The 20,128-nt window shown below is 70.0% G+C and carries 19 protein-coding genes; 4 read left to right on the top strand and 15 right to left on the bottom strand.

Annotated features, from left to right (window positions below; translation table 11 throughout):
* Window positions 1–36: 36 nt before the first annotated feature.
* Complete coding sequence (locus ACIQRL_RS22680; RefSeq protein ID WP_401334160.1) at window positions 37–672, bottom strand: vitamin K epoxide reductase family protein; 636 nt, start codon at window positions 670–672, stop codon at window positions 37–39.
* Window positions 673–811: 139 nt separating this feature from the next.
* Between ACIQRL_RS22680 and ACIQRL_RS22675 the strand changes: the two genes are divergently transcribed.
* Together ACIQRL_RS22675 and ACIQRL_RS22670 are read left to right on the top strand one after the other, a co-directional pair.
* Entirely contained in the window at window positions 812–1,678 is an 867-nt protein-coding gene (locus ACIQRL_RS22675; RefSeq protein WP_401334157.1) for an ABC transporter ATP-binding protein, read from the top strand.
* On the top strand, window positions 1,675–2,520 hold the full coding sequence (locus tag ACIQRL_RS22670) for an ABC transporter permease (protein ID WP_401334154.1): 846 nt from the start codon (window positions 1,675–1,677) through the stop codon (window positions 2,518–2,520). The genes ACIQRL_RS22675 and ACIQRL_RS22670 overlap by 4 nt, the downstream gene beginning before the upstream one ends.
* A 238-nt stretch (window positions 2,521–2,758) precedes the next feature.
* Here ACIQRL_RS22670 and hisS read toward each other — a convergent pair whose 3' ends face one another.
* Together hisS and ACIQRL_RS22660 are read right to left on the bottom strand one after the other, a co-directional pair.
* Entirely contained in the window at window positions 2,759–4,021 is a 1,263-nt protein-coding gene (gene hisS / locus ACIQRL_RS22665) for a histidine--tRNA ligase (RefSeq protein ID WP_401334151.1), read from the bottom strand.
* A gap of 12 nt (window positions 4,022–4,033) precedes the next feature.
* Window positions 4,034–4,741 (bottom strand): MBL fold metallo-hydrolase, encoded by a 708-nt coding sequence (locus ACIQRL_RS22660; RefSeq protein ID WP_401334149.1) that lies wholly within the window; start codon window positions 4,739–4,741, stop codon window positions 4,034–4,036.
* Between the two features lie 180 nt (window positions 4,742–4,921).
* On the opposite strand from ACIQRL_RS22660, the gene ACIQRL_RS22655 reads away from it, so the two are divergent.
* Together ACIQRL_RS22655 and ACIQRL_RS22650 are read left to right on the top strand one after the other, a co-directional pair.
* On the top strand, window positions 4,922–5,752 hold the full coding sequence (locus tag ACIQRL_RS22655; protein ID WP_401334146.1) for a peptidylprolyl isomerase: 831 nt from the start codon (window positions 4,922–4,924) through the stop codon (window positions 5,750–5,752).
* A 134-nt stretch (window positions 5,753–5,886) separates the two neighbouring features.
* Window positions 5,887–7,116, top strand: a complete 1,230-nt coding sequence (locus tag ACIQRL_RS22650) for a DUF349 domain-containing protein (protein ID WP_401334144.1) — start codon at window positions 5,887–5,889, stop codon at window positions 7,114–7,116.
* A 144-nt stretch (window positions 7,117–7,260) separates the two neighbouring features.
* On the opposite strand, the gene ACIQRL_RS22645 is transcribed toward ACIQRL_RS22650, so the two are convergent.
* The 12 genes from ACIQRL_RS22645 to ACIQRL_RS22590 form a co-directional block, all read right to left on the bottom strand.
* Window positions 7,261–9,825, bottom strand: coding sequence for a RelA/SpoT family protein (locus ACIQRL_RS22645; protein ID WP_401334141.1), 2,565 nt, complete (start codon window positions 9,823–9,825; stop codon window positions 7,261–7,263).
* Between the two features lie 230 nt (window positions 9,826–10,055).
* Complete coding sequence (locus ACIQRL_RS22640) at window positions 10,056–10,595, bottom strand: adenine phosphoribosyltransferase (protein WP_401334139.1); 540 nt, start codon at window positions 10,593–10,595, stop codon at window positions 10,056–10,058.
* A complete protein-coding gene (gene secF, locus ACIQRL_RS22635) occupies window positions 10,592–11,707 on the bottom strand; it encodes a protein translocase subunit SecF (protein ID WP_401334136.1) in 1,116 nt (371 codons plus the stop codon). The genes ACIQRL_RS22640 and secF overlap by 4 nt, the downstream gene beginning before the upstream one ends.
* A 1-nt stretch (window position 11,708) precedes the next feature.
* The gene (secD, locus tag ACIQRL_RS22630) at window positions 11,709–13,466 is read right to left on the bottom strand and encodes a protein translocase subunit SecD (protein ID WP_401334133.1); all 1,758 of its coding nucleotides are present in this window, start codon (window positions 13,464–13,466) and stop codon (window positions 11,709–11,711) included.
* 141 nt (window positions 13,467–13,607) lie between these two features.
* A complete protein-coding gene (gene yajC / locus ACIQRL_RS22625) occupies window positions 13,608–14,129 on the bottom strand; it encodes a preprotein translocase subunit YajC (protein WP_401334130.1) in 522 nt (173 codons plus the stop codon).
* A 163-nt stretch (window positions 14,130–14,292) separates the two neighbouring features.
* Window positions 14,293–15,387, bottom strand: coding sequence for a Holliday junction branch migration DNA helicase RuvB (gene ruvB / locus ACIQRL_RS22620; RefSeq protein WP_401334127.1), 1,095 nt, complete (start codon window positions 15,385–15,387; stop codon window positions 14,293–14,295).
* Window positions 15,388–15,484: 97 nt separating this feature from the next.
* The gene (gene ruvA, locus ACIQRL_RS22615) at window positions 15,485–16,096 is read right to left on the bottom strand and encodes a Holliday junction branch migration protein RuvA (RefSeq protein ID WP_401334124.1); all 612 of its coding nucleotides are present in this window, start codon (window positions 16,094–16,096) and stop codon (window positions 15,485–15,487) included.
* Entirely contained in the window at window positions 16,093–16,689 is a 597-nt protein-coding gene (gene ruvC, locus ACIQRL_RS22610) for a crossover junction endodeoxyribonuclease RuvC (RefSeq protein ID WP_401334121.1), read from the bottom strand. Before ruvC ends, ruvA begins: the two co-directional genes overlap by 4 nt.
* A gap of 141 nt (window positions 16,690–16,830) precedes the next feature.
* A complete protein-coding gene (locus ACIQRL_RS22605; protein ID WP_328556626.1) occupies window positions 16,831–17,583 on the bottom strand; it encodes a YebC/PmpR family DNA-binding transcriptional regulator in 753 nt (250 codons plus the stop codon).
* A 74-nt stretch (window positions 17,584–17,657) separates the two neighbouring features.
* Window positions 17,658–18,263, bottom strand: coding sequence for a pyridoxal 5'-phosphate synthase glutaminase subunit PdxT (pdxT, locus tag ACIQRL_RS22600; protein ID WP_382788870.1), 606 nt, complete (start codon window positions 18,261–18,263; stop codon window positions 17,658–17,660).
* Window positions 18,264–18,267: 4 nt separating this feature from the next.
* On the bottom strand, window positions 18,268–19,191 hold the full coding sequence (gene pdxS, locus ACIQRL_RS22595; RefSeq protein ID WP_401334117.1) for a pyridoxal 5'-phosphate synthase lyase subunit PdxS: 924 nt from the start codon (window positions 19,189–19,191) through the stop codon (window positions 18,268–18,270).
* 144 nt (window positions 19,192–19,335) lie between these two features.
* Window positions 19,336–19,881, bottom strand: a complete 546-nt coding sequence (locus ACIQRL_RS22590) for a hypothetical protein (RefSeq protein ID WP_329298629.1) — start codon at window positions 19,879–19,881, stop codon at window positions 19,336–19,338.
* Window positions 19,882–20,128 lie beyond the last annotated feature (247 nt).

Genomic DNA, 20,128 nt, shown 5'->3' with positions numbered 1-20,128 from the left:
CGTCAGTCAGCCGGTCCGGCGATCCCCGCAGGCCCGTCAGCTGGTCCAGAAGTCCCACCAGCGGGTCAGGATCAGCATGCCGATGATGCCGATGTGCAGCGTCGGCAGGACCCAGGTGAACTCGCCGAAGAAGCTCTTCATCCAGCGCGGGGCGGGCAGGAAGCCGTTGCGGACGTTGAGGGAGGTCACGTACCAGAACATGGTGATCGTGGCGACCCAGGCCAGGGAGCACCAGAGGCAGAGCGAGTTGATCCGGTACAGCGACTGGAACTGGAGCCAGGTGCAGAACGCGACCCCGAAGAGCGTGCCGGCGTTGAACGTCAGCCAGTACCAGCGCGGGTAGGTGGCCCGCGCGAGCAGGCTCACACCGACGCAGATCACGATGCCGTAGGCGACGAGCCCCATCATGGGGTTCGGGAAGCCGAAGGCCGAGGCCTGGGCGCTCTTCATGATGTTGCCGCAGGAGACGACCGGGTTCAGGCTGCACCCGGGCACGAAGTTCGGGTTCTCCAGCAGCTTGAACTTGTCGATCGTGATGACCCACGCGGCCAGAAGACCGGCGGCGCCCGTGATCACCAGCAGCAGGGCGAGGGCACGACTGCCGCCGGCCGTCCGGGGAGCGGCGGGGCGTTCCAGGTCGGTCGGGACGTCGTTGACTGTCGTCTTGCTCATCACGCCGTTTCCGTAGCTTCGAAGGGGCCTGGGGGCAGGCTCATTGTGCCGCACGCGCCCGCCTGCCCACCGTTCGGTGGACATAAGAAAGTACGCGCGGCCGTCCCGGAGCGTTCGGTTCTGGGGGAGGCTCGTCGGCATGACAACACACGCGGACCAACTCGCGGTGGACGTACGGGGGCTGCGCAAGCAGTACGGGGACGTCACCGCCGTCGACGGCATCGATCTCGGCATCCGGCAGGGCGAGGTGTTCGGTCTGCTCGGACCGAACGGCGCGGGCAAGAGCACCACCGTGGAGATCCTTCAGGGCAATCGCCGTCGGGACGCGGGCGAGGTCTCGGTGCTCGGCTCGGACCCGGCGACGGGCACGCGCGCGTGGCGCTCACGCGTCGGAATCGTCTGGCAGGACGAATCCGCGCCCGCCGAGTTGACGGTCGGCGAGACGGTGCGGCATTTCTCACGTTATTACCCGAATCCCCGTGATCCCGAGGAGGTCATCGGCCTGGTCGGCCTGGAGGAGAAGGCGGGCAGCAGGATCAAGTCCCTGTCGGGCGGTCAGCGCCGACGGCTCGATGTGGCCCTTGGCGTGATCGGCGGCCCCGAACTGCTGCTCCTGGACGAGCCGACCACCGGCTTCGACCCGGCAGCGCGACGGCAGTTCTGGGACCTGATCCGCAAACTGGCCGGCGAAGGCACCACCATCCTCCTGACCACGCACTACCTGGAGGAGGCGGAAGCCCTCGCGAACCGGCTGGCGGTCATCGCGCGGGGCCGGGTCGTCGCCGAGGGCGAACCGGCCGCGCTGCGCGAGCGCTTCGGCACCGAGGCCACGGTCGAGTGGACGGAGGCCGACGGCAGCCCGCGCAGCGAGCGCACGGACACCCCCACCAGGACGGTCGCCGAGCTCACGCACCGCTTCGACGGGGAGATCCCGGGACTCCGGGTGAGCCGCCCGACTCTGGAGGACGTCTATCTGCGACTGACCGGCCTGGAGGACGCGCGATGACCACGACCGACGTACGCCTGCGATCGAAGACCGCGGACGGGCGGCTGCCCGGCGCGTGGGGCCTGGGACTGCGGCGTGGTGCTCTGGAGATCAGGCAGTTCTTCCGCCAGCGCGACCAGGTGGTGTTCACCTTCGCCTTCCCGGTCGTCTTCCTGTTCCTGTTCGCGTCGATCTTCAGCAACGACGTGAAGGGCGCGGGCATCACCGCCTCCCAGCTGTACGTCCCGGCGATGATGGCCGCGGGCATCATGTCGACCAGTTTCCAGTCCCTCGGCATCTCGATCGCGATCGAGCGGGACGAGAAGGTGCTGCGCCGGCTGCGCGGCACACCGATGCCGCCGGCCGCGTACTTCTTCGGCAAGATATGGCTGGTTCTCGTGACCGGCGCCCTGGAGACGGCGATCCTGCTTCTCGTCGGCACCACCCTGTACGACGTCGACCTGCCCTCGGACCTCGCCAAGTGGGCGGACTTCGGCTGGATCTTCGTCCTGGGCCTCACCGCCTGCGCCCTGCTCGGCATCGCGATCAGCTCGGTCCCGAAGTCGGGCCGGAGCGCCACCTCGGTGGTCGTCCTGCCGTTCCTGGTCCTCCAGTTCATCTCAGGCGTCTACATCTCCGTCGACACCATCCCGGACTGGATGCTGAACATCGGCGCCCTGTTCCCGCTCAAGTGGATGTGCCAGGGGCTGCGCGGAGTGTTCCTGCCCGACTCCGCCAAGGTCCTGGAGCAGGCGGGCGACTGGGAGTTCGGGCGGATCGCCCTGGTGCTCGGGGCGTGGTGCGTCGGCGGACTACTGCTGTGTCTGCTGACTTTTCGCTGGAAGAGCCGGCGCGACGGATGACAATTCCGACCGCGCCCCCTCCCCTCACCGCCCGGTGCCCCATCTGCTGTGGGGCACCGAGGAGTTGGGGGTGGCGGACCGGACCGCCGCGGTGACGAGCGCGATGCGCTTCGGGTCGCCGGAGTGAGGCTCCAGCCCGGCGGTTCCCCCTGACGCTGGAGGGGCTGACGGATGTCAGCCCCTCCAGCGTTCGGGCAGGCGGTCCCGGGGACTGAACCCCGGCCGGGACGAGCCCTGTTCAGCCCAGGCGGGACCGCAGGTCGGCAACGATCTCGCCGACTCCGACGGCCGTCTGCTCCCCGGACTCCATGTCCTTCAACTGCACGACGCCTTCGGCGAGATCACGCTCACCGGCGACGACCGTGAAGCGGGCCCCGCTGCGGTTCGCGTTCTTCATCGCGCCCTTGAGCCCCTTCGCGCCGTACGAGAAGTCGGCGGCGACACCGGCCCTGCGCAGCTCGGTGACCACGCCGAAGAGCACACGGCGGGCCTCCTCCCCGAGCGGCACCGCGAACACACTGGTGGCCGCGGGGAGTTCGAGCTCCACGCCCTCCGCCTCCAGCGCCAACACCGTACGGTCGACGCCCAGCGCCCAGCCGACGGACGGCAGTTCGGGTCCGCCGATCATCTCGGACAGCCCGTCGTAACGGCCACCGCCGCCGACCGCGGACTGCGAGCCGAGACCGTCGTGCACGAACTCGAAGGTGGTGCGCGTGTAGTAGTCGAGACCGCGCACCAGCTTCGGGTCGTCCTCGAAGGAGACGCCCGCGGCCGTGATCAGGTCACGCACCTCCTCGTGGTACGCCTTGCAGGCGTCACAGAGGTAGTCGCGCAGCAACGGCGCCCCGCCGAGCTGCTTCTGGACGTCCTGGCGCTTGTCGTCGAGCACCCGCAGCGGGTTGATCTCCGCACGGCGCAGCGTGTCCTCGTCGAGGTCCAGACCGCGCAGGAAGTCCTGCAGCGCGGCCCGGTAGACGGGACGGCACTCCTTGTCGCCCAGGCTGTTCAGCAGGATGCGGAAGTTCCGCAGGCCCAGTGAGCGGTACGCCTGGTCCGCCAGGATGATGAGCTCGGCGTCGAGCGCCGGGTCCTCGGCTCCGATCGCCTCGGCGCCCACCTGGGAGAAGTGGCGGTAACGGCCCTTCTGGGGACGCTCGTAGCGGTAGTACGAGCCCGAGTACCAGAGCTTGACGGGGAGGTTGCCCGCCTTGTGCAGGTTGGCCTCCAGAGCCGCGCGCAGCACGGAGGCGGTGCCCTCCGGACGCAGGGCGAGCCTGTCGCCGCCCTTGGTCTCGAAGGCGTACATCTCCTTGGTCACGATGTCGGTGGACTCACCGACACCGCGCGCGAACAGCTCGACGTTCTCGAAACCGGGAGTCTCGATGTAGCCGTAGCCGGAGTTGCGCAGCGGCGCGGCGATGGCCTCGCGGACAGCGAGGTACTTGGCGCTGTCCGGCGGAATGAGGTCGTACGTGCCCTTGGGGGCCTGGAAAGTACTCACGAAGGTCTCTCGTCACATTCCTCGTCGGGGAGCAGGCGAGGCTCCCTGGCCGGCGGCCACCTGCCGCAGATACGGGTTGGTGGCGCGCTCCTGGCCGATGGTCGTCTGGGCGCCGTGGCCGGACAGCACCACGGTCGAGTCGTCGAGCGGCAGGCACACGCGGCCCAGCGAGTCGAGCATCTCGTCCATGTCGCCGCCCGGCAGGTCGGTGCGTCCGATGGAGCCGGCGAAGAGCAGATCCCCGGAGAAGAACACGGACGGGATGTCCGCGCTCTCGGGCATCCGGAACGTCACCGACCCCTTCGTATGGCCCGGCGCGTGCGCGACGGACAGGTCGAGGCCCGCCAGCTTCAGCTCCGCGCCGTCGGTCAGCGTCCGCACGTCGTCGGGCTCCCCCACGGTCAGCTCGCCCATCAGCGGCATTCCGATGGACCGGCCGAGCGCCCGCTCGGGGTCGCTCATCATGTAGCGGTCCTCGGGGTGGATCCAGGCCGGCACGTCGTGCGCCCCGCACACCGGGACGACCGAGGCGACGTGGTCGATGTGGCCATGGGTGAGGATGACCGCGACGGGCTTGAGCCGATGCTTCTTGAGGGCGTCCTCGACTCCCTGGGCGGCCTGATGGCCCGGGTCGATGATCACGCACTCCTCACCCGCGGCGGGGGCGACCAGGTAACAGTTGGTCCCCCAGGCCCCGGCGGGGAACCCGGCAATGAGCACGATCGTCCTTCGTGGTGGCGTACGCGCTGGTGTCGTACGGGGCGGTTGGCTGTGGATCAGAGCCTACCGGCGCTGCCGATTCCTCAGCGAACCCATATACGGTACGGGGCACACGCAGGCGGTCGGCTCACGAGACGCACGCGTCCCACACGACGTACGAGACGCACGAGGAGAAACCCGGTGGTCAGCCAGGAACAGCGGCGGCGTCAGCTCGCCCGGGAGAAGTTCTTGCGACAGCAGCAGCGCCGCACATCGGCACGACGCAAGACCCATACACGCAACGCGGTGATCGCGGCGGTCGTCGGCGTGGTCGTCGCGGGCGGTGCGACGGCCTACGCGACCGGGGTCTTCAAGAGCGACGGCAAGAAGGCCAACGCGGGCGCGGAGGTGACGCCGAGCGCGTCGCCCAGCGCCGCGCCGAGCAAGGCGCCCGATCCGTGCGCGAAGCCCGCCGCGGGCTCGGTGAAGACGCTCACGTGGAAGAAGGAGCCGGCGGTCACCATCGACACGTCCGCGGCCTACACCATGAAGATGGCGACCACCTGCGGTGACATCGACATCGCCCTCAAGGCGTCGGCCGCCCCGCACACGGTGAACTCGTTCGACTTCCTGGCCGGCAAGGGTTACTTCGACCACACCAAGTGCCACCGGCTCACCACGAACGGCATCTACGTGCTGCAGTGCGGTGACCCGACGGCCCAGGGCTCCGGCGGTCCCGGCTACACGATCCCGGACGAGAATCTGAAGGACAAGGCGCTCAAGGGCGGCGTGTACCCGGCCGGCACGATCGCCATGGCCAACACCGGCCAGAAGCACACCGGCGGCAGCCAGTACTTCCTGGTCTACCAGGACAGTCAGCTTCCGCCCAGTTACACACCGTTCGGAACTATTTCCAAGTCCGGCATGACGGTCCTGAAGAAGATCGCGGCCGCCGGCGAGAGTACGGGCCAGGGCGACGGCGCACCCAACGCGACCGTGGTCATCAACAAGATGACCGTGACGAAATCCTGACCGCCAGCTGCTGAATTTCGGTCGCGCGGGATGCGGACAGCCGCCCTGCCGGTCGCCTATGTTGGCCGTGACGAAACTGTGGACGATGCCAGGGGGCGCGACGCCCCACACAGGCATCATGTGGAGGAGGCGCTGTGAGCAGCGACCCGTGGGGCCGCGTCGACGAGACGGGGACCGTGTACGTGCGTACGGCCGACGGCGAGCAGGTCGTCGGTTCCTGGCAGGCCGGCTCCCCCGATGAGGCGCTGGCCTACTTCGAGCGCAAGTACGAGGGCCTGGTGGTCGAGATCGGCCTCCTCGAAAAGCGAGTGAAGACCACCGACCTCTCGGCGAAGGACGCCCAGACCGCCATCGATCACATCCGCGAGCAGGTGGTCGCCCACCACGCGGTCGGCGATCTGGAAGCGCTGAAGGTACGGCTGGACAAGCTCGTCGAGACGGTCGACGCGCGTCGTGAGGAACGCAAGGTCCAGCGGGCCAAGCAGTCCGACGAGGCGCGGCACGCCAAGGAGGCGCTGGTCGTCGAGGCCGAGGAGCTGGCGCAGAGCGACCAGTGGCGGGCGGCCGGTGAGCGGCTGCGCGCGCTGGTGGACACGTGGAAGGGGCTGCCGCGACTCGACCGCAAGTCGGACGACGAGCTGTGGCACCGCTTCTCGCATGCCCGTTCGGCGTTCTCCAAGCGGCGCAAGGCGCACTTCGCGTCGCTGGACGCGCAGCGCGAGGAGGCCCGCAAGACCAAGGAGAAGCTGGTCGCCGAGGCCGAGTCGCTGTCCGCTTCGGCGGACTGGGGCCCGACCGCGGCCCGGTACCGCGAGCTGATGGCGGACTGGAAGGCCGCGGGCCGCGCCCAGCGCGAGCACGAGGACGACCTGTGGAACCGCTTCCGCGGCGCCCAGGACGTGTTCTTCGCGGCGCGCGGCTCGGTCTTCGCCGAGCGCGACGCGGAGCAGACGGAGAACCTGAAGCTCAAGGAGGAGCTGGCCGAGGAGGCCGAGAAGCTCGTCCCGGTTCAGGATCTGAAGGCGGCCCGTGCGGCCTTCCGTTCCCTGAACGAGCGCTGGGAGGCCATCGGCCACGTGCCGCGCGACGCCCGCCCGAAGGTCGAGGGCCGGATGCACGCGGTGGAGCGGGCTCTGCAGGAGTCGGAGGAGACCGAGTGGCGCCGGACGAACCCGGAGGCACGCGCGCGTGCCGAGGGTCTGACCGGTCAGCTGCAGGCCGCGGTGGACAAGCTCCAGGGCCAGATCGAGGCGGCGCGCTCCGCGGGCAACACCGCGAAGGCCGACAAGCTCCAGCGCGAGCTGGACGGCCGTCAGGCGCTGCTGGACCAGGCTCTGAAGGGGCTTCAGGAGTTCGGCGGCTGATCGGACAGCTGTTCGGCGGCTGATCCGCCGGACACCACGTGAAGGGGCTCCCGTACGCACCGTACGGGAGCCCCTTCACGTCTGTGCCCCCGTCCGTGCGCCGACCGCGGTGCCCGGCCGGGTGGCCGGGCAAGACGGCGGGTGTCAGGCCTCGGAGGGCCTGCGGGCCGATGTCACGCGGTACACGTCGTAGACGCCCTCCACGCCCCTTACGGCCTTCAGGACGTGTCCCAGGTGCTTGGGGTCGCCCATCTCGAAGGTGAACCGGGAGGTGGCGACACGGTCGCGTGAGGTCTGGACGGCAGCGGACAGGATGTTGACGTGCTGGTCGGACAGGACGCGGGTGACGTCCGACAGGAGCCGGGACCGGTCCAGGGCCTCGACCTGTATGGCGACCAGGAAGACCGAGGACTGGGTGGGCGCCCACTCGACCTCGAGAATGCGTTCGGGCTCTCGCGAGAGCGAGTCGACGTTGACGCAGTCGCTCCTGTGCACCGATACGCCGCTGCCACGCGTGACGAATCCGATGATCGGGTCACCCGGCACCGGCGTACAGCACCGGGCGAGCTTGACCCACACGTCGTCGACGCCCTTGACGACCACGCCGGGGTCGTTGTTGCTGCGCCGCTTGCGGCCGCGGCCCCGCGCGGGCGGTACGGACTCGTCGATCTCCTCGGAGGCCGCCTCCTCGCCGCCGAGCGCCTGGACGAGTTTCTGGACGACGCTCTGGGCCGTGACATGGCCCTCGCCGATCGCCGCGTACAGCGAGGAGATGTCGGGGTAGCGCATCTCGTGCGCGAGCGTGACCAGGGAGTCGCCGGTGAGGATGCGCTGGATCGGCAGGTTCTGTTTGCGCATCGCGCGGGCGATGGCGTCCTTGCCGTGCTCGATCGCCTCGTCGCGGCGTTCCTTGGAGAACCAGGCGCGGATCTTGTTGCGGGCGCGCGGCGACTTCACGAAGCCGAGCCAGTCGCGGGAGGGGCCCGCGCCGGCCGCCTTGGAGGTGAAGACCTCCACCAGGTCACCGTTGTCCAGGGTGGATTCGAGCGGTACGAGCCGGCCGTTGACCCGTGCTCCTATGGTCCGGTGGCCGACCTCCGTGTGGACCGCGTACGCGAAGTCCACCGGCGTCGCACCGGCCGGGAGCGCTATGACGTCGCCCTTCGGCGTGAAGACGAAGACCTCGTTGCGCGACAGGTCGAAGCGCAGAGACTCCAGGAACTCGCTGGGGTCCTCGGTCTCCTTCTGCCAGTCGAGCAACTGGCGCAGCCACGCCATGTCGTTGACGGTGTCCTGGCCGGCGCTGCCCTTGGCCGCCCGGGGCACGTCGGTGCGGATCTTGGAGGAGCCGGCGACGGTCTCCTGCTTGTACTTCCAGTGCGCGGCGATGCCGTACTCGGCGCGGCGGTGCATGTCGAACGTACGGATCTGGAGTTCGACGGGCTTGCCGTTGGGGCCGATGACCGTCGTGTGCAGCGACTGGTACATGTTGAACTTCGGCATCGCGATGTAGTCCTTGAACCGGCCGGGGACCGGGTTCCATCGCGCGTGCACGGTGCCGAGTGCCGCGTAGCAGTCGCGGACGGTGTCCACGAGGACGCGGATGCCCACCAGGTCGTAGATCTCCGCGAAGTCACGGCCGCGGACGATCATCTTCTGGTAGACGCTGTAGTAGTGCTTCGGACGGCCGGTGACGGTCGCCTTGATCCGGGCCGCGCGCAGGTCGGACTGGACCTCGTCGGTCACTATGGCGAGGTACTCGTCGCGCTTGGGGGCGCGCTCGGCGACCAGGCGCACGATCTCGTCGTACATCTTGGGGTAGAGGATCGCGAAGGCGAGGTCCTCCAGCTCCCACTTGATGGTGTTCATGCCCAGGCGGTGGGCGAGCGGCGCGTAGATCTCCAGGGTCTCGCGCGCCTTCTTCTCCTGCTTCTCGCGCTTGAGGTAGCGCATGGTGCGCATGTTGTGCAGGCGGTCGGCGAGCTTGATGACCAGGACGCGGGGGTCCTTGGCCATGGCGACGACCATCTTGCGCACGGTCTCGGCCTGGGCGGCCTCGCCGAACTTGACCTTGTCCAGCTTGGTGACACCGTCGACGAGCAGGCCGACCTGGTCGCCGAAGTCGCGGCGCAGGGTGTCGAGGCCGTACTCGGTGTCCTCGACGGTGTCGTGCAGGAGACCGGCCATGAGCGTCGCCGGGTCCATGCCCAGCTCGGCGAGGATGGTGGTGACGGCGAGCGGGTGCGTGATGTACGGGTCGCCGCTCTTGCGCTTCTGGCCGCGGTGCCAGCGCTCGGCGACCTGGTACGCCTTCTCGATCTGCCGGAGCGTCGCCGTCTCGATCTTGGGGTCGTTGCTGCGCACTATCCGCAGCAGCGGCTCCAGAACCGGGTTGTACGGGTTCGAGCGCTGGACGCCGAGACGGGCGAGCCGGGCGCGGACGCGGTTGGAGGAGCCGCCGGAACGCGAGGGCTGACCTGCCGCGGGACGGACCGCGGGGGTGGTCGCAGGGCGCTCGGGCGAGGCCGGCTTGGGACGTGGCTGCTCGGCCGCCGTGTCCTCGGGCGCGGCCTGGGCGTGCTCGACCGGCCCGCTCGCGACGTTCCGTGCGGGCGTCTCCGCCGGGCCCGGGGCGGGCTCGGGCTGGGTGGAGGCGGTTCGCCCCAGGCGTTCCGCGCTGGGGGCGAGTGGCTGGGCCTCGTCTGGCAAGAGGGCTCCTCGTGCGCGATCCGGGTCCCCCGGTCAGGCTCCGGAAACCCCATGGTAGCGATCCTTCGCGCCGGACTCGCTGTCGGCCGCCGGGGGCGGCCTCGTACGGAATCAACGCCAGAGGCGGGCGCCGGATTCCTCCGGGCCCGCCTCCACGGTGTCCTACGGGTGTCTCAGGACTTTCGCGAGCCTCTCCGGCGGCTGTACCCCCGGGATGCCGCGCGCGGTCCTCAGACCGTCAGGAGCGCCTCCAGGGGAGCCCCGGCCAGGGCCGGCTCCAGACGGCCGCGGCCGCCCAGGAAGCCGAGCTCCATCAGCACGGCGACGCCCGCGACCTCGGCGCCCGCCCGGCGGATGAGCTGGAGCGAGGCCTCGGCGGTGCCGCCGGTGGCGAGGACGTCGTCGACGACCAGCACGCGGTCGGCCACGCTCAGGTCCTCGGCGTGCACCTCGATCTCGGCGGAGCCGTACTCCAGGTCGTACGCCTGCGACAGGGTCGCTCCGGGGAGCTTGCCCGCCTTGCGCACGGGGATGAAGCCGAGCCCGGCCCGGACGGCGACCGGCGCTCCGAGGATGAAGCCACGGGCCTCCAGACCGACGATCTTGGTGGCTCCGTTGCTCACCGCGATGTCCGCCAGGGCGCCGGTCAGCGCGCCGAACGCGGCCGGGTCGGCCAGGAGCGGGGTGATGTCCTTGAACATCACCCCCGGCTCCGGGTAGTCGGCCACGTCACGGATACGGCTGAACAGCAGCTCTTGGATGCCGGTCATCGGCGCTTCCCCGAGGGCCGGCCGCGGCCGCGGGTGCGGGACGCGGGCTGGTTGCGGGGACCGACGACCGCCGGGGTGACGTCGTCCGGCTCGTCGTCCTCGTACGACTCGCCGACCCGCTGGTCCAGGGACTCGCCCTGGGCGGCCGCCTGGGCACGCTTCGCGAGGACCCGCTTGCGCAGGGCCTTCATCTGCGGCTCGCGCTCCTTGAGGTCGGCGACGAGCGGCGTGGCGATGAAGATCGAGGAGTACGCGCCGGCCGCGAGGCCGACGAACAGCGACAGCGAGATGTCGTTGAGCATGCCCGCGCCGAGGACGCCGCCACCGATGAACAGCAGGCCGGCGACCGGCAGCAGCGCGACCACCGTGGTGTTGATGGAACGCACGAGGGTGCTGTTGATGGAGCGGTCGGCGACGTCGCTGTAGGTCCAGCGGGTCTGCTTGGTGATGTCCTTGGTCTGCTCCTTGAGGCTGTCGAAGACGACGACCGTGTCGTAGAGCGAGTAACCGAGGATCGTCAGCAGACCGATCACGGTGCCCGGGGTGACCTCGAAGCCGACCAGGGCGTAGATGCCGACCGTGATGGTGATGTCGTGGATCAGGGCGACCAGCGCGGCGATGGCCATGCGCCACTCGAACGCGATGGCCAGGTAGATCACGACCAGGACCATGAAGATCGCCAGGCCCTCCCAGGCCTTGTTGGCGATCTGGTCACCCCAGCTGGGGCCGACCAGGTCGGCGTTGATGTCGTCGGCCTTGACATTCAAGTCCGTGGCGAGCTTGTCCTTGATCGTGTCCGACTTGTCGGTGTCGATACCGGCGATCTGGATGCGCAGGGTGCCGTTGCCGAGCTTCTGGACGACCGCGTCGTGGCCGGAGGCCTCCTTCGCGTACGTCTCCGCCTGGGTCACCGAGACGCTGGACTTGCCGGTGGTGAAGACGGCACCGCCCTGGAACTCGATGCCCATGTTCAGGCCGCGCACCGTCAGGCCGAGGATGGCCGTGATGGTGATCAGGATCGAGATGCCGTACCAGATCTTGCGCTTGCCGACGAAGTCGTAGCCGATCTCGCCGCGGTGGAGCCGGGCGCCGAGGGTGCCGAGTTTCGACATCTCACGCCTCCTTCGTGTCGACGGGGGCGGACGCGCGACGGGTGCGGCGCAGCGGCGGCTTGGCGCCCAGTCGCTTCGGGTCGAGGCCGGACCAGCTGTGGCCCTCAGCGAAGAAATTCCTGCGGGCGAGGAGGGTCATCAGCGGCTTGGTGAAGAAGAACACGACGACGACGTCGAGCACGGTGGTCAGACCGAGGGTGAACGCGAAGCCCTGGACCTTGCCGACGGTGACGATGAAGAGCACCGCGGCGGCCAGGAACGACACGAAGTCGGAGACCAGGATGGTGCGCCGGGCACGCGGCCAGGCACGCTCGACGGCGGGCCGCAGGGAACGGCCCTCGCGGATCTCGTCCCGGATGCGTTCGAAGAAGACGATGAACGAGTCCGCGGTGATACCGATCGCGACGATCGCACCGCACACGGCCGGCAGGTTCAGCGCGAAGCCGATGGCCGGGCCGAGCAGCGCCATGAGCACGTAGGTCAGGATCGCGGAGATGCCCAGGGAGGCGATGGCGATGACCGACAGGCCGCGGTAGTAGATCACCAGGTAGAGGACGACCAGGGCGAGGCCGATGGCGCCGGCGATCAGTCCGGCGTGCAGCTGCTCGCCACCGAGGGCGGCGGTCACGGTGGTTTCGCTGGACAGCTTGAAGCTGAGCGGCAGCGCGCCGTACTTCAGCATGTTGGCCAGCGACTGCGCCTCGGTCTGGCTGAAGCTTCCCGAGATCTCCGCGTTGCCGCCGGTCAGCGCCTGGCTGACGTACGGGTCGGAGACGACCTCACCGTCGAGGACGATGGCGAACTGGTTCTGCGGGGTCTGGTTCTTGGCGAGCTTGCCGGTGATGTCGGCGAACTTCTTGGAGCCACCGGACGTGAAGTCCATGGTGACCTTCCAGCCCGCGGCGCTCTGCGTGTCGAAGACGGCGGCGGCCTTCTTGATGTCCGTTCCGGACACCTCGGCCGGGCCGAGCACGTACTTCTGCCACTGGCCCGAGGAGCTCTTGCCACAGGCCACGGTCAGCTCGGTCGGCTTGGCGCCGACACCGGCCGTGGCACGGGCCGCCTTGTCGGAGCAGTCGAGCGCGGCGTACTCGGACTGCAGCTTGGCGGTCGCGGGGTCCACGCTGGCGCTCGCGGAGGGAGCGGCGCTGGAGGAGGCCGAGGAGCTCGGGGAGGCGCTGGCCGACGGCGAGGAACCCGCCTTCAGCGCGTCGGTGACCGCGCGGCCCTGGGTGGTGGCGGAGGCCGACGCAGTCGCGGAGGGCGAGGAGGACGAGGTCGCCTTGTCCGTGGACTTGCCGGAGGCGCTCTTGGAGGCACTCGGCGACGGGCTGGCCGACGCGCCGGCCCCGGAGACCTCGGTGGCCAGCACGGGACGGAAGTAGAGCTTGGCGGTGGTGCCGACCTGGTCGCGGGCCTCCTTGGAGTTCGTTCCCTTGGGGATGTTGACAATGATGTTGTCGGATCCCTGGGTCTGAACCTCGGCCTCGGAGACGCCGAGACCGTTGACACGGCGGTTCATGATGTCGACCGCTGTGTTCATGTTGGTCTTGTTGATCGCGTTGGGCTGGCCCGGCTCGTTCTTCGCCGTGAGCGTCATGCTCGTGCCGCCGGCGAGATCGATGCCGAGACGCGGGGTGGTGTGCCCGGAGGCGAACATCCCCCCGGTGAGCGCCGCGATGGCGATCAAGATCAGGGCCAGCGAGCGCCCCGGCCTGCTCTGGGCGCTCGCGCTCCGGCCCTTCTTCGGTGCTGCCACCTTCTCGTACTCCCTCTCGGGCCGCCCTGCGCCGGGTGAGCGCGTGGACGGCCATGCCATGGTGTCGGGACTCCGTGCGAGAACAGCACGTCCCGGGAGGTGCTGGGCGCGAGCGGGTCGCGCCGCACTCCCGGGCCGTGACTACTTCGCGTCGGCCTCGCCGTCGGTCTTCTTCGGCTCTGCTTCGTCGGCGTCGGAGGCCTGGTCGGCCTTCGCCTCGACGACCTCGTCGGCCGGCTTGTCCGCCGCGTCCTTCTTACCGAGGTCGAGGGGCTTGTCGTCGGAGGCGTCGGAAGAGGCGTCGGCGGCGGGCTCGTCGGTCTCGGTGAGGGAGGAGGCGTCGTCCGGCACGATGCTGCCGTCGGCCTTCAGGTCGTGCTCGATGCCGTGAACGATGCGGTTGTACTCGTCGTCCGTGAGGACGGCACCGATCGAGTTCTTCGCGAAGAGCAGGTCCACACCCGGGGCAGCGTCAAGGAGGACCGTGTCCTCGTTGACCTCCTTGACTGTGGCGTACATACCACCGATCGTGCGCACGCCGGAGCCGGGCTGCAGCTCGTTGCGCATGGAAGCCGCCTGCTGCTGCTTCTTCTTGGCCGACCGGGTCATCAGGAACATGGCCCCGATGAGCACGATGAACGGGAGGAGGGTCACTGGACTCACGGGTCGGGACTTCCTTCTTCGACCGCAAAGGTGAGCGGCCTGCTGGATGGGGGTATGTATGCCGTCGACAGGAGCGGCATCGGCGGAGTCTAAGCGAGTCCGCACTCAGGGAACAACGCTCAGCATGGCACCGGGGTTCCTGCCCCGGTACGTGCGCACGCCGTCACGCCCCGAACAGGTCTTCTTGTCCGTTTCCGCCTGCTGACCGGCGGGGTGGCGTGAGGCCGAGATGTGCCCATGCCGCGGGTGTCGCCACCCGGCCACGGGGAGTGCGGGCGAGGAGTCCCTCTCGTACGAGGAAGGGCTCGGCGACCTCTTCCACCGTCTCACGCTCCTCCCCCACAGCGACAGCGAGTGTGGACAATCCGACAGGGCCGCCGCCGAAAAGCTTGATCAGGGCTTCGAGGACACCGCGGTCGAGACGGTCCAGACCCCGGGCGTCGACCTCGTACACCTTCAGTGCCGCCCCGGCGATCTCCCGGGTGACGATCCCGTCCGCTCTGACCTGCGCGTAGTCGCGTACGCGGCGCAGCAGGCGGTTGGCGATGCGGGGCGTGCCGCGGGAGCGGCCGGCGATCTCCGCGGCGCCCTCGGCGCCGATCTCGACGTCGAGGAGGCCGGCGGAGCGGTGGATGACGCGCTCCAGCTCGGTGGGCTCGTAGAACTCCATGTGCGCGGTGAAGCCGAAGCGGTCGCGCAGCGGCGGTGGCAGCAGTCCCGCGCGCGTGGTGGCGCCGACCAGCGTGAACGGGGGCAGTTCCAGCGGGATGGCGGTGGCGCCGGGGCCCTTGCCGACGATGACGTCGACACGGAAGTCCTCCATCGCCATGTAGAGCATCTCCTCGGCCGGCCGGGACATGCGGTGGATCTCGTCGAGGAACAGGACCTCGCCCTCCTGGAGGGAGGACAGGATCGCCGCGAGGTCTCCGGCGTGCTGGATGGCGGGGCCGCTGGTGATGCGGATAGGGGCGCCCATCTCGGCCGCGATGATCATGGAGAGGGTGGTCTTGCCGAGCCCGGGAGCGCCGGAGAGGAGCACGTGGTCGGCGGTGGCCCCGCGCGCCCGTGCGGCGCGCAGGACCAGGTCGAGCTGCTCGCGGACCTTCTCCTGGCCGATGAACTCGTCGAGGTCCTTGGGGCGCAGGGCGGCCTCGACGGCCTGGTCCTCGCCGTCGGCGACCGATCCCACCAACCGCTCCGCGGCGGCGCCGACGAGCCGCTCGTCGGCGGCTTCGTCTCTCGTGTCGTCCCAGTTCATCGGTGGTGCCTCGCGGTTTCGTGGTGGTGGGGCGGTCGGCGGTGCGGCGGGCGCCGGCCGCACCGGGGCGCGCGCCCGGCCCGGGGGCCGGGGCCGGTCAGCGTGCTCGGTTCAGGGTCTGCAGGGCGGCCCTGAGGAGCTGGCCGACCTGCGGGGTTCCCTCGGCGGCCTCGGCCTGCGGGGCGACGGCGGAGACCGCCTCGTCGGCCTCGCGGGTCGCGTACCCGAGACCGACGAGCGCGGCGTGCAGCTGCTCGCGCCAGCCGGCGGTGACCGCCGTTCCGATGGCCGGGCCACCGGGGCCGAGGGGCTCGCCGAGCCGGTCCTTGAGGTCCAGGAGCAGCTTCTGAGCACCCTTCTTGCCGATGCCGGGGACGGCGATGAGCGCCTTCTCGTCCCCGCTGGACACCGCGCGGCGCAGGGCGTCCGGGGTGTGCACGGCGAGCATCGCCTGAGCCAGCCGGGGTCCGACTCCGCTCGCGGTCTGGAGCAGCTCGAAGACCTGGCGCTCGTCGTCGTCCGCGAAGCCGTAGAGGGTGAGCGAGTCCTCGCGGACGACGAGGGAGGTGGCGAGCTTGGCCTGCTGTCCGGTGCGGAGCCCGGCGAGCGTGCCCGGCGTGCACTGGACGGCGATGCCGATGCCGCCGACCTCCACCACCGCGGAGTCGGGGGCGAGGGCGGCGACCGGGCCGCTGACGAAGGCGATCATGCGGTACGGCCTTTCGATGCTTGGTGCGAGGCGTGCGCGGCTGCGGCCTGCTGGAGTCTGTTCTGCGCGACGGCCCGGTCGGGGCCGATCCGCGCGGCGGCCTGCCGGAGTCTGCTCTGGGCGGGGGCGCGCCAGATGTGACAGATGGCGAGGGCGAGGGCGTCCGCCGCGTCGGCGGGCTTGGGCGGTTCGGCGAGCCGCAGCAGGCGGGTGACCATCGCGCCGACCTGGGCCTTGTCCGCGCGTCCGTTGCCGGTGACGGCGGCCTTGACCTCGCTCGGGGTGTGCAGCGCGACGGGGATGCCGCGGCGGGCCGCGCAGAGCATGGCGACGGCGCTGGCCTGGGCGGTGCCCATCACGGTCCGGACGTTGTGCTGGCTGAACACCCGCTCCACGGCGACGTATTCGGGTTCGTACTCGTCGAGCCAGCGCTCGATGCCCTGCTCGATGGCGACCAGCCGCAGGCCCAGTTCGGCGTCCGCGGGGGTGCGTACGACACCGACGCCGCGCATGGTCAGGGGCCGCCCGGCGACTCCCTCGACCACCCCGACACCGCACCGGGTCAACCCGGGGTCAACACCCAGCACCCGCACCCGGGCCCTCCTTCGATCTCACCGGCCGTCGCTGGGAGGTATCCCCAGTTCGTGCAGGCTATCGGGTGCCACTGACAGAGCGGCGGGGGGGGGGGGGGGGGGCCCCCCCCCCCCCCCCCGCCGCTCGGTGCGAGCCCTCGATCAGGCGTCGACCTTCTCCATGACCTCGTCGCTGACGTCGAAGTTGGCGAAGACGTTCTGCACGTCGTCGCTGTCCTCCAGGGCGTCGATCAGCTTGAAGATCTTCCGGGCGCCCTCCTCGTCGAGCTCGACCTGCATGGTCGGGACGAAGTTGGCGTCGGCGGAGTCGTAGTCGATGCCGGCCTCCTGGAGCGCGGTGCGCACCGCGACCAGGTCGGTGGCCTCGGACAGGACCTCGAAGGACTCGCCGAGGTCGTTGACCTCTTCGGCGCCCGCGTCGAGCACGGCGCCGAGGACGTCGTCCTCGGCCAGCTCACCCTTGGGGACGATGATGACGCCCTTGCGGTTGAACAGGTACGACACGGAGCCGGGGTCGGCCATGTTCCCGCCGTTGCGGGTCATGGCGACGCGGACGTCCGAGGCCGCGCGGTTGCGGTTGTCGGTGAGGCACTCGATGAGCACGGCGACACCGTTCGGACCGTAGCCCTCGTACATGATCGTCTCGTAGTCGGCGCCACCGGCTTCGAGACCGGCGCCGCGCTTGACCGCGGAGTCGATGTTCTTGTTCGGGACCGAGCTCTTCTTGGCCTTCTGGATGGCGTCGAACAGCGTCGGATTGCCGGACACGTCGGCGCCGCCCGTGCGGGCCGCGACCTCGATGTTCTTGATCATCTTCGCGAAGAGCTTGCCGCGCTTGGCGTCGATCACGGCCTTCTTGTGCTTCGTCGTAGCCCATTTAGAGTGGCCGGACATCTGCCTGTCTCCTTCGCGTAACCCAACCTACGGACTCCCCCAGGCATCGGAAGCCTGGGAAGACCCCACAGATCCTACAAGGACGCCGGTGTCCGGTTCGCGCGCACCATGTCGACGAACAAACCGTGAACCCGGTGGTCGCCCGTCAGCTCCGGGTGGAACGACGTGGCGAGCGCGTTTCCCTGGCGTACGGCGACGATGTGGCCGCCGTGCTCGGCGAGCACCTCGGCCTCGGCGCCCACGGACTCGACCCAGGGGGCACGGATGAAGACGCCCTCCACGGGATCGCCCTCGACGCCGCGGACGTCGACCGCCGCCTCGAAGGACTCGTTCTGCCGTCCGAAGGCGTTACGGCGCACGATCATGTCGATGCCGCCGATGGTCTCCTGGCCCGAGCGCGGGTCGAGGATCTTGTCGGCGAGCATGATCATGCCGGCGCAGGTGCCGTAGACGGGCATCCCGGCGCGGACCCGCGCGCGCAGCGGCTCCATCACTCCGAAGAGGACGGCCAGCTTGGAGATGGTGGTGGACTCTCCGCCGGGGATGACGAGACCGTCGATCTCGGCGAGTTCCTCGGGGCGCCGCACCGGCCTGGCCACGGCGTCCGCCGCGGCCAGGGCGATGAGGTGCTCCCGTACGTCGCCCTGGAGAGCCAGGACACCGATCACAGGAGTGGTCATGTGACTACCAGCCGCGGTTGGCGTAGCGCTCGGTCTCGGGGAGGGTGTCGCAGTTGATGCCGACCATGGCCTCGCCGAGGTTGCGGGACGCGTCCGCGATGATCTTCGGGTCGTCGTAGAAGGTGGTGGCCTTCACGATGGCGGCGGCGCGCTTGGCCGGGTCGCCGGACTTGAAGATGCCGGAACCGACGAAGACGCCCTCGGCGCCGAGCTGACGCATGAGCGCGGCGTCGGCGGGGGTGGCGACACCACCGGCGGAGAACAGGACGACCGGGAGCTTGCCGAGCTCGGCGACCTCCTTGACGATCTCGTACGGTGCGCGCAGCTCCTTGGCGGCGGCGTACAGCTCGTTGTTGTCGAAGCCGCGCAGCCGGGCGATCTCGTTCTTGATCTGGCGCAGGTGGCGGACGGCCTCGACGACGTTGCCGGTGCCGGCCTCGCCCTTGGAGCGGATCATGGCCGCGCCCTCGGCGATCCGGCGCAGGGCCTCGCCCAGGTTGGTGGCGCCACAGACGAAGGGGGTGGTGAACGCCCACTTGTCGGAGTGGTTGACCTCGTCGGCCGGGGTGAGGACCTCGGACTCGTCGATGTAGTCGACGCCGAGGGACTGCAGGACCTGGGCCTCGACGAAGTGGCCGATGCGGGACTTGGCCATCACCGGGATGGAGACCGCTTCGATGATCTCCTCGATCATGTTCGGGTCCGACATCCGGGCGACGCCGCCGTCCTTGCGGATGTCGGCGGGGACCCGCTCCAGGGCCATGACGGCCACGGCGCCGGCGTCCTCGGCGATCTTCGCCTGCTCGGCGTTGACCACGTCCATGATCACGCCGCCCTTGAGCTGCTCGGCCATGCCGCGCTTGACGCGTGCGGTGCCGATCGCGGTGTTCTCAGCGGCCTGGGCGGAGTTGGAGAGCGTGCTGGACACGGGTTGACCTCACTGGGTGAAAGAGGATTTCTGCAGCTCCGAGGAAACGCGAGGTGACCAGTCCACTGCAAGGGCCAATGGGGAGGCGGTGGATCGTTTTCGTTCGCGCCCTCCCCGGTACACCCCGCGTCCTCCCCCTGTGGATCAGGTCGTCGGGCGGTCCGCCAGGGCCGTCGGGGGCTCGTCGTCCATCTCGAAGGCCATCGGGAACGGGGCGTGGCCGGCGAGGCGGAACCAGCGGACCTTGCGGTGGCGGCGCAGCGCGCGGGCGGCGCGTACGGCGTCGTTGTGGAAGCGACGGGCCATCGGCACCCGGCGCACGGCCTGGGCCAGCTCGCCGGCCGCCTCCTCGCCGCCGGGCACCTCGCGGACCGCCTCGACCTGCTGTGTCTCCCCGAACACCGCCCGCAGGGCCTGGCTGAGCTCGCTCTCGGCCACCTCGCGCTGCTCCTCCTCGGCCTGCCGGGCGGCGTGCGCCGCTTCGTAGAGCACGATCGAGGCGGCCGGGTCGAGCACCCCGGAGGTGGCCAGTTCCTGGGTCACGGAGGCCCGGCGCAGCAGCTGCGCGTCGAGGGCGGCGCGGGCGGCGTCGATACGGGCGTGCAGCCGGTCGAGGCGCCCGGCGGTCCAGCTCAGGTAGAGGCCGATCGCGACGAGGCCGACGAGGATCCAGATGAGGGTTGCGGTCACGGGCGGCAAGGCTACCCGTGCGACGGCGCCGGGCCCGCCGGGCCGGTACGCAAGGTGAACCGCCCCGTCGGGGCGGGGAGTCGGGCCCGTCCCCGGCGGGGCCGTCATCGCGGGCTCCGCCCCGGCCGGGGGACGCGGCAGAGCCCGCAGCCGCCGCGCGGGCCCCGCTCCCGGAGCCCGGCGCGAGCGCTCGGCACGTCCGGCAGGGCACGCGGGAGCATCACCGCGGACCCGCCGTCCGGCGCGC

It is taken from the genome of Streptomyces sp. NPDC091209, from assembly GCF_044757755.1.
Classification (GTDB): Bacteria; Actinomycetota; Actinomycetes; order Streptomycetales; family Streptomycetaceae; genus Streptomyces.
Note: the sequence above shows the minus strand (reverse complement) of the source record. Positions and strands in the feature narration are given on the sequence as shown.

Excerpts from the sequence above, each read along its gene's own strand:
- ACIQRL_RS22680 (WP_401334160.1), bottom strand. The coding sequence starts at position 672 with ATGAGCAAGACGACAGTCAACGACGTCCCGACCGACCTGGAACGCCCC.
- ACIQRL_RS22675 (WP_401334157.1), top strand. The coding sequence starts at position 812 with ATGACAACACACGCGGACCAACTCGCGGTGGACGTACGGGGGCTGCGC.
- ACIQRL_RS22670 (WP_401334154.1), top strand. The coding sequence starts at position 1,675 with ATGACCACGACCGACGTACGCCTGCGATCGAAGACCGCGGACGGGCGG.
- ACIQRL_RS22640 (WP_401334139.1), bottom strand. The coding sequence starts at position 10,595 with ATGACCGGCATCCAAGAGCTGCTGTTCAGCCGTATCCGTGACGTGGCC.
- secF (WP_401334136.1), bottom strand. The coding sequence starts at position 11,707 with ATGTCGAAACTCGGCACCCTCGGCGCCCGGCTCCACCGCGGCGAGATC.
- ruvB (WP_401334127.1), bottom strand. The coding sequence starts at position 15,387 with ATGAACTGGGACGACACGAGAGACGAAGCCGCCGACGAGCGGCTCGTC.
- ruvA (WP_401334124.1), bottom strand. The coding sequence starts at position 16,096 with ATGATCGCCTTCGTCAGCGGCCCGGTCGCCGCCCTCGCCCCCGACTCC.
- ACIQRL_RS22605 (WP_328556626.1), bottom strand. The coding sequence starts at position 17,583 with ATGTCCGGCCACTCTAAATGGGCTACGACGAAGCACAAGAAGGCCGTG.
- pdxT (WP_382788870.1), bottom strand. The coding sequence starts at position 18,263 with ATGACCACTCCTGTGATCGGTGTCCTGGCTCTCCAGGGCGACGTACGG.